This window comes from Clostridium celatum DSM 1785, from assembly GCF_000320405.1.
In the GTDB taxonomy this organism is placed as follows: Bacteria; Bacillota; Clostridia; order Clostridiales; family Clostridiaceae; genus Clostridium; species Clostridium celatum.
Genome location: NZ_KB291627.1, coordinates 1 through 15,754 on the forward strand (window position 1 = coordinate 1; position 15,754 = coordinate 15,754).

8 protein-coding genes are annotated in these 15,754 nt (G+C 25.3%); all 8 read left to right on the forward strand.

Annotated elements, in window-relative coordinates; all coding sequences use genetic code 11:
• Positions 1-318: 318 nt before the first annotated feature.
• The 8 genes from HMPREF0216_RS06215 (at position 319) to HMPREF0216_RS06250 (ending at position 15,707) form a co-directional block, all read left to right on the forward strand.
• A complete protein-coding gene (locus HMPREF0216_RS06215) occupies positions 319-2,838 on the forward strand; it encodes a glycyl radical protein (protein ID WP_040419142.1) in 2,520 nt (839 codons plus the stop codon).
• 18 nt (positions 2,839-2,856) lie between these two features.
• Positions 2,857-3,642 (forward strand): glycyl-radical enzyme activating protein, encoded by a 786-nt coding sequence (locus HMPREF0216_RS06220; RefSeq protein WP_005212585.1) that lies wholly within the window; start codon positions 2,857-2,859, stop codon positions 3,640-3,642.
• 210 nt (positions 3,643-3,852) lie between these two features.
• On the forward strand, positions 3,853-6,228 hold the full coding sequence (locus HMPREF0216_RS06225; RefSeq protein WP_005212586.1) for a VWA domain-containing protein: 2,376 nt from the start codon (positions 3,853-3,855) through the stop codon (positions 6,226-6,228).
• Between the two features lie 148 nt (positions 6,229-6,376).
• The gene (locus HMPREF0216_RS06230) at positions 6,377-9,151 is read left to right on the forward strand and encodes a tubulin-like doman-containing protein (RefSeq protein WP_005212588.1); all 2,775 of its coding nucleotides are present in this window, start codon (positions 6,377-6,379) and stop codon (positions 9,149-9,151) included.
• Positions 9,152-9,272: 121 nt separating this feature from the next.
• The gene (locus HMPREF0216_RS06235; RefSeq protein WP_040419144.1) at positions 9,273-11,435 is read left to right on the forward strand and encodes a hypothetical protein; all 2,163 of its coding nucleotides are present in this window, start codon (positions 9,273-9,275) and stop codon (positions 11,433-11,435) included.
• The gene (locus HMPREF0216_RS06240; RefSeq protein WP_005212592.1) at positions 11,432-12,556 is read left to right on the forward strand and encodes a hypothetical protein; all 1,125 of its coding nucleotides are present in this window, start codon (positions 11,432-11,434) and stop codon (positions 12,554-12,556) included. Before HMPREF0216_RS06235 ends, HMPREF0216_RS06240 begins: the two co-directional genes overlap by 4 nt.
• 59 nt (positions 12,557-12,615) lie before the next feature.
• Positions 12,616-13,071, forward strand: coding sequence for a hypothetical protein (locus HMPREF0216_RS06245; RefSeq protein ID WP_234088646.1), 456 nt, complete (start codon positions 12,616-12,618; stop codon positions 13,069-13,071).
• 245 nt (positions 13,072-13,316) lie between these two features.
• Positions 13,317-15,707, forward strand: coding sequence for a PAS domain S-box protein (locus HMPREF0216_RS06250; protein WP_051040668.1), 2,391 nt, complete (start codon positions 13,317-13,319; stop codon positions 15,705-15,707).
• Positions 15,708-15,754 lie beyond the last annotated feature (47 nt).

Genomic DNA, 15,754 nt, shown 5'->3' on the forward strand with positions numbered 1-15,754 from the left:
CGGGGTTCGATTCCCCGGTAAGCCACCAAAAAAGGATTCTTTATTTAAAGAATCCTTTTTTGTTTTATAAATAATTAATTTTTACTAAATTAACAGCATGAATAGGCATATCATTTAGCATCAAAGTTAATATAGCATAAGTTTTTCTATCTTTATTACATATCATAATTATTTTCATTAAATCTATAATATAAAACAACAAAAAACAAATAAAACAAAAACAAATAAAGAAATATAAGTTGAGTAATACCATTATGTATAGTAAAATTAATACAATAAATACATAAAATAACAAATATATTGTGGTGGGGTGGGGTAATGAAAGAATATAGTATAGCAAAATCATCAAGAATTGAACGACTTATAAATAATTTATTTGAAAAAATTCCAGAGATAGAATCTGATAGAGCTAGACTTATAACTGAGAGTTATAAGAAAACAGAAGGAGAACCTATAATTAAGAGAAGATCAAAAGACTTTTCACATATATTAAGAAATATTCCTATAACAATTCGTAAAGATGAATTAATAGTAGGAAGTGCAACGAAAGAACCAAGAAGCTGTCAAGTGTTTCCAGAGTTTTCTTATGAATGGTTAGAGGGTGAATTTGATACTATAGAAAAAAGAAATGCAGACCCATTTTATATAAGCAAGGAAAATAAAAATATATTAAATGAAGTATATAAATATTGGAGGGGAAAGACAACTAGTGAATTAGCAACTTCATATATGGCCCCAGAAGCTATTACAGCAATAGAGCATAATATATTCACTCCAGGAAATTATTATTACAATGGAATTGGACATGTTACAGTTCAATATGAAAAGGTTTTAGAAATTGGATATGAAGGAATTATAGAACAAGTTAAGAAGGAGCTTTCTAGATGTAATATAGGAGATATGGATTATATAAAAAAGAGTAATTTTTTACATGCTGTAATTCAAAGCTGTGAAGCTGTTATATATTATGCAAATCGTTACTCAAAGTTAGCATTAAAGATGGCTAATGAAACCTCTGACAAGTTTAGAAAAGGAGAGTTATTAAAAATTGCTTCAAATTGTGCTAGAGTTCCAGCTAAAGGTGCAACTAATTTTTATGAAGCTTGCCAATCTTTCTGGTTTATTCAAATGTTACTTCAAATTGAATCTAGTGGACATTCTATTTCGCCAGGTAGATTTGATCAATATATGTATCCTTACTATAAAAAGGATATTAAATCAGGTAAGCTGACCAAGGAATTCGCTCAAGAATTAATGGATTGTATTTGGGTAAAATTAAATGATTTAAATAAGGTAAGGGATTCTATATCTGCTGAAGGATTTGCGGGATATGGATTATTCCAAAATTTAATTGCTGGAGGGCAAAATGCTGATGGATTAGATGTAACCAATGATATTTCGTATATGTCAATTGAAGCATCTATGCATGTTATGTTACCTCAACCATCATTATCAGTTAGAGTATGGAATGGAACACCACATGATCTTTTAATTAAGGCTGCCAAATTAACTCGTACAGGAAGTGGGTTGCCTGCTTATTATAATGATGAAGTTATTATTCCTTCATTGCTTAATAGAGGACTTACTTTAGCTGATGCTAGAGAATATAACATAATAGGTTGTGTTGAACCACAAAAGTCAGGAAAAACAGATGGATGGCATGATGCTGCATTCTTTAATATGTGTAGGCCATTAGAATTAGTTTTTAGTAATGGTTATGATAATGGAATTAAAGTTGGAGTTGAAACTGGTGATGTAACAATAATGAATAGTTTTGAAGAATTTTATGATGCGTATAAAAAACAAATGGAATATTGTATAGGATTATTAGTTAATGCTGATAATGCTATTGATATAGCGCATAGAGAGCGATGTCCATTACCATATTTATCTTGTATGATTGATGATTGTATAAGAAAAGGTAAGAGTGTTCAGGAAGGCGGAGCTATATATAATTTTACAGGGCCTCAGGGTTTTGGAATTGCTAATATGGCAGATTCTTTATATGCAATTAAAAAAATAGTCTTTGATGAAAAAAAGGTTACATTAAAAGAGTATAAAGAAGCATTAGAAAATAATTATGGAGAAGAATTATCAGTAAATAAGATTGAAGAATTAATTAAAGAAGTAATTAGAGAGTTAATTTCTAAAGGTGAAGCTATTGATAAAGAAATTGTTATTAATATAGCTAAATCAATAAGTGAACAGGGAATAGGATTAAATCAAAAGGAAAGATATAAGAATTTGCTTGAACTTATAGATAGTGTACCTAAGTTTGGTAATGACATTAAAGAGGTAGATGAATTTGCAAGAGATGTAGCTTATATATATACTAAGCCATTACAAAATTTTAAAAATCCACGTGGGGGACAATATCAAGCAGGACTTTATCCAGTATCAGCAAATGTACCACTAGGAGCACAAACTGGAGCAACACCTGATGGAAGATTAGCATATAGGCCTATAGCAGATGGTGTATCACCGGCAGCAGGAAGAGATATAAATGGACCAACAGCAGCTGCTAACTCTGTTGCAAAGATAGACCATGGAATCGCATCTAACGGAACTTTATTTAATCAAAAATTCCATCCATCAGTTTTAAATGGAGTAACAGGTTTGGAGGCATTTGTTAGCTTTATTAGGGGATATTTCGATCAGAAAGGAAGCCATATACAGTTTAACGTAGTAAGTAAAGAAATGTTATTAGATGCACAAAAGTACCCAGAAAAATATAAGACATTAGTTGTTAGAGTTGCTGGTTATAGTGCTTTATTTACATCATTATCTCGCTCACTTCAAGATGATATTATAAATCGAACAGAACAAAAATCATTTTAAGGATTAGGTGAAGTGATTATGAATATTTTAGATGTAAAAGGAAGAATATTTGATATACAAAAGTTTTCTATTCATGATGGTCCAGGAATTAGAACTATAGTATTTTTAAAAGGATGTATTTTTAAATGTAAATGGTGTTGTAACCCTGAATCACAAAATTATGATATTCAAGAAATGATTATTAATGGAAAGAGTAAAATAATAGGAAGAGATGTAACTGTTAGAGAAATACTAGAGAAGATAGAGCAAGATAGACCATATTATAAACGTTCTGGTGGGGGAATAACTTTGTCAGGTGGCGAATGTATGTGTCAACCAGAGTTTGTAAAAGCGTTATTACAAGTATGTAAAGAAAATGGTATAAATACAGCTATAGAAACCGCAGCTGGAGTTAAAAGCAGTGTAATAAAGAGTATTATACCATATGTTGATACTGTTTTAATGGATATAAAGCATATGAATGTTGATAAACATAAAAAATTTATTGGAAAAGATAATAAAGTTGTCCTAGAGAATGCAAAAATAATTGCAGAATCAACTGCAAATTTAATTATAAGGGTTCCAGTTATACCAACATTTAATGATACAAAAGAAGAAATCAAAGAGATTGCAAGATTTGCAAAAAGTTTGCCTGGAGTTAAAAAACTACACCTTCTTCCATATCATCGTATGGGGGAAGATAAATATGTTGGCCTTAGTAGGAAATACTATTTAGGTGAAATAAAACCTCCAACTGCAGAACAAATGGAAGTGTTATTAGAGGTAGTTTTAAAAGAAGGATTACAAGGACAAATTGGTGGATAAATAAAAGAGGTTATGCAATTAATTTTGCATAACCTCTTTTGTTAAGGTATGTGAGTAATGGCATTGGACTTATTACTCCAAGCAAGATTACTTTCGTTAATATTATTACCAATAAAAAGAAAGTTTAAACAAATAAAATAAAATTGTAATTAATTTTAATAACTCAACATAAGATTAAATAGCAAAGCCTTTTTGATAGGAGGGATAATTATGCTTAAAAATAAAACTCAATGGTATAAAAGAAGTTTACTTATAATAATTATTGTAATTTTAATTATAAGTAATCTTGAAGGTTTTAAAGTATTAGCAGAGGATAATAGAAAAAATATAGTTATACTTTTAGATAATTCAGGAAGTATGAATAATCCAGAAACTAAGATTGGGGATTTAGCAAAGGTTGCAGGAAGTATGGTTTTGGATACCATAAGAGAAAGTGAAGTTAATATTAGCATAATAACCTTTGGAACAAAGGTAACTGTGTTGAAAGGTTTGCAAGAAAATAAAGATTTAGATGAAGTAAAAAAAGAGTTAAATGAAGTTACAATGGATGAACAAGGAACAAATGTAAAGGATGGTTTAAAAAAGGCAATAGATGAATTAAATGAAACTGCAGAAAGTAAAAGTATAATAATATTGTCTGATGGAAAGGAAGAGCCAATAGAAGGTATTACAGATGAACATATTCAAGAACTTAATAATTTGATAGATGATGCATCTAAAGCAAATATAAAAGTTAATACCATTGCACTATCTAATGATGTAGATGAGGAGTTTTTAAGTAAAATTGCTACTAATACAGGTGGTTTATTTAGAGATGGAAAAAGTGCTAATAAGCTTTTTGAATCATTAACAGCAATAATTGGTGGAGAAAGTGATTTTTCAGTGATAGAAAATTACACAACAGATAGTGAGAAAATGAAGGAAATTACATTAAGCTCTTTTGCAGAAGAAATTATAATAAATGTTGCAGCTTGTGATAATAAAAAGCCACAAATAAATGTTAAATTAAATAATACTTTGATAAACCCAACAAAGACAGGCAATATGTATGAAGTATATAGATTTACGTTAGATAATAACACATCAAGTGTTTTGAAAATAGAAAGCATTGGAGAAGAAATAAGTTCTGTAATTGTTCAATTTAAAAGTAAGGCTAAGCTTAATGTAGTAAATCAATTTAATAAATATATAAGTGTACCTAAAAATATACCAATAGATATGAAATTAAGTATAGATGCTGGCAATAATGAAATTGATGATGGTACATTTATAGTTTGTAATAATGGTGATATCATAAATCCTACTGAAGAAGAGGGAATATTTAATTATTCTTTTTTAGGTAAAGAAGAGGGTGAAAATGTAATTAGATATATAGCAAAGGATAAAAGTAATGGAATAATTGCTGTATTAGAAATGATTATTAATATAAATGATTATCCTGCATTTTATTATAAGAATATTAAAGAAGAAATAACAGAAGATGAGAGTTTAAGAATTGAAATTGAATTAAAAGATAATACAAAAGTAAGTAATATAAGTGGGGAAGTCATAGTAAATCAAGGTGGGAAAACTGAAAAAATACCTTTAGAAGCTAATGGAAATATATTATTTGCAGAATTTAAAATAAATGGAACAGATGATATAAAGTATTATGCAAATATAAGAGGTAAGAATGAAGAAAACACAGAGCTTTTTGCATATCCTTTACCTATGATTAATTTAAAGGTCAATAATAAGGAGAGAATAATTTTAAGTATTTTAGATAATGATGAAATTGTAAAGGCTGAAGAAGAAAAAAAATTAAATAAAAACGTTATAAGTGATAGTGGAATTATAGTGGGGAAAGAAGCTAATATAGCTTTAAATATATTGGATAAATCAATAATTAATAAAAACACAAATGTATTAATTTTTGATAAAGATAATGAACAAATAGGTAGTTTTAATATAAGTAAAGAAGAAAAAGGAATTATAACTACTACTATAATACCAAATAAAAAGGAAAAAAACTTAGAGTTATTTTTTAAAACTGATAATGGAATAGAGGTTACGGAAAGTTTAAAAACAAATTTAAATGTAAATACGTCATTAGGATTTATACTTGAAAAGTTGTTAAAGGTATTTTTATATTTGGTAATTCCAATAGTAACTTTAATTTTATTAGGATTTTTAGTATATAAAGCTTTAATGAAAAGATATAAATTAGAAGTAGAAGAAACGTGTATTTCTGTAAGTTTTGAATATAAGATAAATCCAAATGGGATATATAGGAATATAGGTGAGGGGTACTTATCAAGTAAAAATAGAAGGCTTTATTTAAATATTAATAACAAAAAAGAATTATTGTATTTAGATGAAGAAGAGGAGAATGCACTTGGATATTTTGAGTTTGTGAATAAATACCAAAATAGACCTAAGTTAATTCAAGGACTTTATAGTTATAAAAATAAAGATAATATGTTTTATGTTGAGTACAACACTATTGAAGAAATAAATGATGATACAAATAATCAAAAAATAAAATATGAGCCAGGAATAACTATTCCATATAAAGTAGGGAAAAAAGTAATTAATATAGATTTTTAATATTGGACTGTTTATAAGTTAATTAGTTATAGAATTAAAATATGAAGTGCTTTAGATAAATAAGTAAAAATACTAGTTAATTAAATACTTTATAAAACTAAAGAAGTAAAATAATAAATTTAAGTTTAATATTAGGGAGGAAAATATTATGAAAAATGACATTCCAAAGGATATATTACCTACTTTAGTTATAGGTTTAGGAGGGACAGGCTTCCAAATTGTTAAAAGGTTAAAAAATTTATTTGCTAAAAAATATAATGGAGAAAGTTTACCTATAAGATATTTAGTTATTGATACTGATTTAAAATCTTTTTTAGATGATGATATAGAGAACAACGAAAAGTGTCAATTAAGATTTAATGAGGGCATAAAATCAACATTAGATTGGGCATATAATAATCCTAATTTTCAGTGGTTACCTAAAAATCCACCTATAATTCCAGATTTTTTTACTTCTACAGACCAAGGGGCAGGACTTATGAGGCCTATAGGAAGGTTATATTTATGTAAAAATTCAAAGCTTGTATATGATACCTTAAATTCAGCTAAAAATAGTCTAGTAGATTTATATAAGGTTCTTACAGAAGTAGGAGCTGCTTATTTAGAAAATATGGGTAGGCATAAGGTGTATATAGTAGGTTCATTAGCAGGAGGAACAGGATGTGGAACTTTTTTAGATGTATCAGTAATGTTATCTAAAATATTTAATAGAGATAATACTAATTTAATTGGAATGTTCACATTAGAAAGTTGTTATGATGATAAATTATCATCAGATTTAGATGCTCAAAATAGAAGTAAGGCAAATTGTTATGCAGCCTTAAAAGAACTAGAATTTTATATGGCTTCAATAAAAAATCCAAATGATGAAAGATATAGATTTAAATATAACAATATAGGAGAAATAGTTCTTGAAAAGAGATTATTAGATATTTGTTATCTTGTTGAAAATAAAAATGAAAATGGTGGAGTGTTAACTAGTATAGAAAATATATATGATCTTTGTTCATTACAGTTATTCCATGAAATTGGAACAAAATTAGGTTCTCAGTTAAGAGCAGACTATGCAAATTTTATTTGTAAAGATAAAGATCCAATTTTGAAGAGAGATAGACATTTTAGTACATTTTCATCATCATCAATGGAAATACCTGTTGATAATATAAAGAAGTACTGTTCTTATAGATTAGCTTTAGATATATTACAAGGTCTTTATAATAAAAGCAATAGTAATATAGATGAAGAAGTAGAAGAAGTAATAAAAAATATTAATGATAAAATAGATAGAAATAATTATTTCGTAAATGAAAATTCATTTAAAATAAAGGATGCTAGTTGTGGAGAGTTATCTGAAGCTTTAAGTAAAATGAATAACTTAGAAAAAAAGGTAGAAGAAAAACGTATACTATGGGAAAGTAATTTTGAAAAAAATAAAGAAGATATAACTAAAGTGTTAAGTGAATATGTAAATGAAAAAGCAACAACTTATGGATTATTAGGATTAGCTAATATTTTAAAGCGTGTAAGTAATAATTTAAAGGTAGAGGTTGATAGCATAGAAAATGGTAATACCTCTATAAGTGTTAACACAATTGATAAAAATATAAAATCAGCTATAGCAGATTATAATAAGGCAAGAAAGTCGAAAAAAGAATCAGCAGAAAAAAGGTTAAATTCATGTAAAAGTGAAGTAAATACTTTTGTAAAGGAAAATGGTAATAAAAATAACTATTATATCACTAATAGTATATCTAATTTAGTTACTGATGTCATTAAAAGACAATTAGATGATATAGATTTTATAAGAACTAATATTCATAAATATAAACCTCAAATAGAAAGAGAATTACAAAGAATAATGAATCAAGCTAATAAAAAATATGGTGGAAATATAATTTCAAGAGAAATGGTATCAGAGGAATTTTATAAAGAGCATTATGAAAGTACTTATGGTAAACATTTAGTTGGAATTATAAATCAAATGATGACAAGCAGTAATATAAATGAGGTATTTAATAATGAATTAAAGATTGAGGAGAATCTAAATATATTATCATTGATTAGGGATAATACTGAAGGGCTGTTAAGATTATGTAAATATAAGGTTGATACTGAAGATAAAATTAAAAATGATACAATAATTGAAATATTAAGAAAGAATGCAGAGGCTAATAATAAAGATTCTACAAGCTATATAAAAGAAGAGCTTGATATAACAGCAAAACTTTCAAAGCCATTTTGGTCTGCAATTAAAAATCCAGAAGTTTCGTGGACAGAATGTTATTATATAGGATCTGTTAGAGATGAAAATATAACTAATGGATTTACTATAAAGCCAAATGAGGAAATAGATAAATGGATAAGAAGTCAAATGGGGGAAAAATCGAGACAAGCAAGATATGTTGAAACTTCTAATCCATATTCAATTGATGTAATTCATATTACTATGGGCGCTTGTGCAGCATATTTGCCAGAGGTTCATCATTATAAACAATTTTATTTAAAACTTTTAGCAGATCAAACATATCCACTTCATTTAGATGAAAAATATATAGGACTTGATGATTTAGTTAAGGATGTAGATGAATTATTTAGAGAATATACATTATCTCAAGCATATGGAAGTGTAATAAAAGTTGGTGGTAAATATATAAATAATTTAATAAGAGAAGATAATAAATTTGTATTTAGATATAAATCACCATATTGTTTACCAATAGAAAATGTTGAAATTGAATCTTTAGAAGAAGTTAATAATATATCAAACATAGATGAAGATTTAATTATAGGAGAGGATGAAAAACAATTTATAGATAACTTAAGTAAAAATATAAATTTATCTAAGGATGTATGCGATTATATAAATAATGTTGAAAAGATATATACAAAGGAAGAATTATTTAATCACAAAAAAAGTATATAGGTAGCTATAAGAAAGAAGAAGTTAAAGTAAGTGATAATAGTTTAATAGAAAATAAAAATGGTGATTTTATAGCATATGAAAAATTGAGATTTCAAAATTCATTTAAAAAGTGGTAATTGAAATGAATGAAATTTTTAAACCAAGTATTGTAATTTCTGTAGGGCCTTCTGCAAAAAAGGCCCTAAATTTTTTAGATGATATGCTATTAGATACACCTAAATATTTAAGAGATGTAATAGAACTCTATAACATAGATAAATTAGAAAATTGTAAATTAGATATTCAACGTATAATAGATGAAAAGTTATTATGTGCAAGAAGTATTAATAAGTTAGTAGATTTAGGATATAAAATAAGAACTGAAAATACTTCAAATATAAATATTAATATATTTTTATATTGGGATGTTTATGACTCGAAATTCCCAGTAAATGAGTTAATAGAAATACTGTTTAATTTAAATTATTGTGTTGTAGATAGAGAAAAGAACTATGGAGTAACATTATTTGTATTGCCAATGTTAGACAAAGAATGGTTGTATTCAGAAGATGCAGTTATAGGTGGAATCAATAAATTAAAATCATCAATAGAACTAATAAGTGATAAGAACAATATGATAAATATTAATTCTAAGATGTATATAACTCATACTGTAGCTAATGATGGATTAAGAGTAAAAAAAGAAGAGCTTGAATATATAATATCAATAGTAACTTACTTAACTATATTACCATCAGAAGAACCACTACTTTCTGTATATAACAAGAGATTGTTAAAAAATGAAGGTGAGTTTAAAGTAGGAACTATAGGAATTTCTTCTTTAACTATATTCAAGGATAAGATTAAAGAGGAATTTTCAAGCTATTTAATAAATGATTTAGTAGATCATGCTATAAAATTCGAAGATAATTTAGATTTCACATTGTATTCGAGCTATGATATATTAAACGGAAAAAAGGTTTTTAAACATTTTGGGGAAAATATGCCCATAAAAACTTGGGACAAGCCAAGTCTTATAGTTCCGGAAAAATATGATATAAAATTGCAGAAAAATAAGATTTGGAATAGAAATGCTGAAATGTTTGAAGGAGCACTAGAGAGTTTAGAATCTAATATAAAAAATGATTATCTTAAGCAAGTGAAAAAGATTGTAACTAATAGGAAAAAGATATTATATGATAATAGTTTGAAGTATATTGATAAAGATTTAAAGTCTATAGTAAGTAATTATAGTTTGTTAGAAGGTAAAAATTTTCTTAAGTCATTGAAGGAAAAGATAAATAATGAAACCTTAGAGTATTTGTATGAAAATAAAATAGATACTATAAACTATAAAGATGAATTAAAAGAAAGAATAAATAATTATCCAAATTTTTATGGAAGCATATTTAAGATTTTATTAATTATTTGTTTTAACATATACTTTTTACTATTGGTTATGAATCATATAACATTTTTACAAGCTTCAAGTAAAATTATTATATCTGTAATATTGTTATTTTTAATATTGTTTTTTATCTCAATTGAATATATAAGTATAGATAAAAATTTTATTAGATTTATAGATAGATGTATTGAAAACATTTATTTAAATGAAGGCAAATTATTAAAAAAATATATTGGTAAACAAATTTCAGATTATTATGACTTTATTAAAGAACATATAGAGATGAAAATTAAGGGAATAGATGAAGCAATTGAAAATTTAAAGAAAATGAGAGTAAATACAGAGGATTTTAAAAATAGAAGTGAAGATAAAATCGAAGTATTAGTTACAGATTTGTTTAATTATAATGATAGAAGAAAATTTTATGAATCTAAAAAATGTGATATTTGGGCAATATATTCAAGATTTATAGGCCAATTAAATAATTATGATGAACTTAAAGAAATAAAAGTGAGAGATTATTTAAAAGAGTTTTCAAATAATATTACAGCAGAATATACTAATATAGATTTTTATGAATATATAAGAATAAAATGGGAAGATAATTTGGAAAACGAGGTATCAGATTGGATAGATAAGGCATTGATAAAGTCTAAGGAATTACTTCAATATAATAATGATTACCAATTAGAAAGTCATAAATTATTTATAGGCTCAGGAGAGTTTATAAAAGATAATAGAGAAATTATAATGAATAAGTTAAATAGATATAAATTAATAAATGTAGAAGATAAGGATATATATACAAACTGTATATCATTAGTGAATTTAACTTTAGGAATTAATTTATCCAAGATAACTCCTTTTTTAAATGTAGAAGGGGGGAAGATAAAATGATGACTTTTACAGCTTTAATTTTAATAATATTATTATATATAATTCCATTAAATAATATTGTTTATATATGGAGTGAAAGTATTGCAAATTATATAATATCAATGCCTCAAATAAAGATACCTGATATAAAAATAATTCAAATAATAGCATTTTTAATAAGTAAAAATATAAATGTAATATTAACATCAATTATATATGTTTTAATTGTAATTTATATTTTCGCTATTTTAAGGTTTTTTATCTGTATTTTACAAAGAGTGTTATATATAAAAAAAGATAAAGATATATATGAGAAAATAGATTTTTATATGGAGAAATATAACAAAGGATTAAATTCGTTAAATTTAGGTGCAAAATTAATAATTACAATAATGATAATAGTTTTAAGCATATTTAAAATATATGATATAAGAATTTACGTATTAGCTATTTTTTTGGTTTTATTTGGGTTTAAAAACTTCAAGAAAAAAGAAGTAAAACATATAAAGACTAAAGCAATAGATAAGAGATATAAAAAAGTTAAAAATCATATAAAAGAAGAAAATATATACAAGTATAGGAACATTAAATGGAAATATAATATTGACCCATTAGGAGTGGAAGAACCTATTAGCTTTGAAGCAAAGATTATTATAGGATATAAAAAGAGAGAAGAAGTCAAGTTAAATAATTATGACTATAATAGGTGTATTTATGAGTTAGCTAATCAGATAGATAATGCTTGTAAAGTTAAAGAGTTAACTAATAAGCAAAGAATTGCAGTAGTATTTTCATTATTCAATAGTATTAAAATTTTAGAAGATGACAAGAGCTTCGAGGGAATTATAGAAATATTAACTTTAAAGCGAAGCAATGAAGAAGAAATTATAAAATGTATTTACAGTATATTAACTTACATGAAGTTTGAAGTAGAAGAGTTAAAAGAACCTCTTAATAATGGGAAAAATAAGAGTGTATTAGCAGTTAGTGGAGCAGATAGTGAAGAGGGAGATCACTATTATACTAAAAATAATAAAAAATATTATTATTGTGAAATTTTAAATAGTGGGGATTTTTATATTGGAGAAAATAAGAAAGAAAATAATACAAAGGATATGTCTGTAGAAGTACCTTCTTTATAGGTTTAATGTTTATGATTTTAGCAAATACTAATTATAAATATTATAGGATGGTAATTAGTATGGAGAGTAATAGTAATATATTTAAAACATACACACTAGATTATTTAGGAAAGTATTATTTTTATGAAGAAGATGAATTTTTAAAAGCTAAAGAAAATGGACAATATATATTAGAAAAGTTAAAAGAGAGTAATAGATTCGACTATGATGGTGCGTCTTATACTTTCACTAAATTTGGAAATATATCAGAAGGAAGAACAAGAAGAAATGTTAATATTTTAATAGAAAAAGATAATATAAATGTAAAAATTGATGGTGAAGTAGTACATTTAGATTTAATATATAAAATGGATATTAAAGAGTTAGAGGATCATTTTAGAATTACAACTAGAATTAGTGAGAAAGGCAATACAGTTTCATGTCTGTTATATATAAATCTTAATGAAGGAGAAAGTTTTATTAGGGCAATAGAGAGTGTTAGAGATTATCAAATTGAGCTTAGTAAAGAAAAATAGCTGTTAAAATATAAAAATTAAATTATAGTTTTTAAAGTAGCAAATTAAGATTTAAGTTAATATTGTTGTTTTTAATATATATTGATTTAAGAATAGCAATACAGTAAAAAAATTTAAATTTTGAGTTGCTATTTTTTTATTTAAATATAAAATTATGTTTATATTAATAAATTATAGTAAAATAGTATATAATTAAATATTGATATTAATATAAGTAGCTTATTTGAAATTTTATGGGGAATGAAATGAAGGAATTTTTAGATAAATTAGATGACTATATTTTAGTTGTTAACAATAAAGGGTTAATAAAATATTGCAATGAAGCTTTACTTAATAAATTAAATTATACCATAGAGGAAATAGAAGAAATAAATATTTATAATCTTTTTGCTAATGATGTATCAATTAAAGGTTTTATTGAGGAAGAAACATTATATGAAGTAATTTCAAAACAAAAACAAAAAATAAAAGTATTAGTGCGGGGATATTGGCAAAATATAAATTCTGAAAATCTAGTCTTTTTAGTATTTAAGGAGAGATTTGATAGTGAAGACATATTAAAGAAAGCTTTAGATAGAATTAGTTTTAAGATTTGGATAAAAGATTTAAATGGAAGATATAGATATGTAAATAAAATATTTGCCCAAAGCTTAGGTGTTAAAAAGGAAGATATGATTGGTAAATTAACATCAGATTTCTTCAAAGGTGATAACTTAAAAAATATAATGGATAATGATAAGTTAGTTATAACAACTAAGAAACAAAATTTAAAAGAGGAATGTATAGTTGATAATGGAGTAAAAAGGTGGAATAGAACTCATTTTATTCCTATTTTAAACAAAGTAGGGGAGGTAGAATATATTAGTGGTTTTTCTAAGGATATTACTCTAACTAAAAATTTGGAATCACAAATCGTATATAGGCATAATAAATTATCTACTGTTAAAAATGATATATATAATAATGATATTTTAGAATCTAAAAGATTGTTAAATATAGATAGTGAACTTATATCATTTTTGAATGCAGATAGTATAAGTATTTGGTTATATGATGATGATAATGAAAAATTAATTCCATTTTTAAAGGTAGGGCTATCTGATGAGACTTTAGCCAATATAGATGAAGTACATGTAAATAGGGAAAAATTTTATAGTGATATGCATACTGGTGAGATTGGTAAAATACAAGAAATAAATAATATACAAAGTTTTATTGATAAAAGAGTTAGAACAGAGAAATATTTAAAATATTATGGAGTATATAAGGTAGAGTTTGATAATGAGATATTAGGATTGCTTTGTCTTGGATATAGAGAGTTAAATTTAAATAAACAAATTAATAATGATTATATAAATTTTTTATGTAATCAAATTGCAACATTAATTAAGAAGGAAAAGCTATCGTTGCAGTTAAAGCATGAATTTGAAAATAGAAAAAAATTAGAAAGAGAACTGCAAAATTTTCTAGAAATAGCAGCGGATTTAATGGCTATTATAGATAAAGATTCTAGATTCATTAAAGTTAATGGAAGATGGAATAAAATATTAGGCTGGGAAGAAGAAGAATTGTTGAAAATGAATTATGCTAGCGTTATTCATGAGGATGATTTAGAAGATGTAATTATTAAGGCTAATTCCTTAAAATATAAGGTTGGATATAAAGATAAAAATTTTGAACATAGATTTAAATGTAAAGATGGTAAAATAAAATGGATTAGTTGGAATGGAAAATATAATCCTGATAAGAATCAATATATGGTTACAGGAAAAGATATAACACAACAAAAAATAGCGGAAAATAGAAATGAATTTTTTGAAAAGGCCTTACAATTGGAAAGTATAAAAAATGAATTTTTTGCAAATATATCCCATGAATTTACAACACCATTAAACATAATCTTAGCTACTATACAATTAATTAATACATATATAAGTAACGAAAAAATTACCGTAGCAGATGATGTAGATTTAGATAAATACATTAAGTCTATAAAGCAAAATTCGTATAGACTATTAAGACTTGCTAATAATCTTATTGATATGACTAAGATAGATTCAGGGTATTATAAAATAAACTTAGAAAATCACAATATAGTAAACATAATTGAAGATATTACTTTATCTGTGGCTTCATATATTGAAAATAAGGGAATTAAATTAACATTTGATACAGATATAGAAGAGAAAATAATTGCGTGTGATCCAGATAAAATAGAAAGAATAATGTTAAATCTTTTATCAAATGCAACAAAATATACTAATAAAAATGGAAAAATTGATGTGGATTTGACTAGTGATGAAGAATTTATCGTGGTGTCAATTAAGGATAGTGGAATAGGAATACCAAAAGAAAAAGTAGGTGCTATATTTAATAGATTTGTACAAGTAGATAGTAGTTTAACTAGAAAGTGTGAAGGTAGTGGAATTGGTTTATCATTAGTTAAGTCATTGATAGAAATGCATGGGGGAGAAATAAATGTCTATAGTGAGCAAGGAATAGGAACGGAATTTATACTTAAGTTACCAGTGAAAACTATAGATAATAGCGCTGAAGAAAAAATAATTACAACTAATGCTATAAATAAAGTAGAAAAATGTAATATAGAGTTTTCCGACATTTACGATATTTACTAAAAGTATAAAAAAGTTAATGCTTTTGCTATAAGTATAGTTATTAAATG

What these genes read in the sequence shown, in the direction of transcription:
- HMPREF0216_RS06245 (WP_234088646.1), top strand. Translation starts at nt 12,616, where the DNA reads ATGGAGAGTAATAGTAATATATTTAAAACATACACACTAGATTATTTA.
- HMPREF0216_RS06235 (WP_040419144.1), top strand. Translation starts at nt 9,273, where the DNA reads ATGAATGAAATTTTTAAACCAAGTATTGTAATTTCTGTAGGGCCTTCT.
- HMPREF0216_RS06250 (WP_051040668.1), top strand. Translation starts at nt 13,317, where the DNA reads ATGAAGGAATTTTTAGATAAATTAGATGACTATATTTTAGTTGTTAAC.
- HMPREF0216_RS06240 (WP_005212592.1), top strand. Translation starts at nt 11,432, where the DNA reads ATGATGACTTTTACAGCTTTAATTTTAATAATATTATTATATATAATT.
- HMPREF0216_RS06230 (WP_005212588.1), top strand. Translation starts at nt 6,377, where the DNA reads ATGAAAAATGACATTCCAAAGGATATATTACCTACTTTAGTTATAGGT.
- HMPREF0216_RS06225 (WP_005212586.1), top strand. Translation starts at nt 3,853, where the DNA reads ATGCTTAAAAATAAAACTCAATGGTATAAAAGAAGTTTACTTATAATA.
- HMPREF0216_RS06215 (WP_040419142.1), top strand. Translation starts at nt 319, where the DNA reads ATGAAAGAATATAGTATAGCAAAATCATCAAGAATTGAACGACTTATA.
- HMPREF0216_RS06220 (WP_005212585.1), top strand. Translation starts at nt 2,857, where the DNA reads ATGAATATTTTAGATGTAAAAGGAAGAATATTTGATATACAAAAGTTT.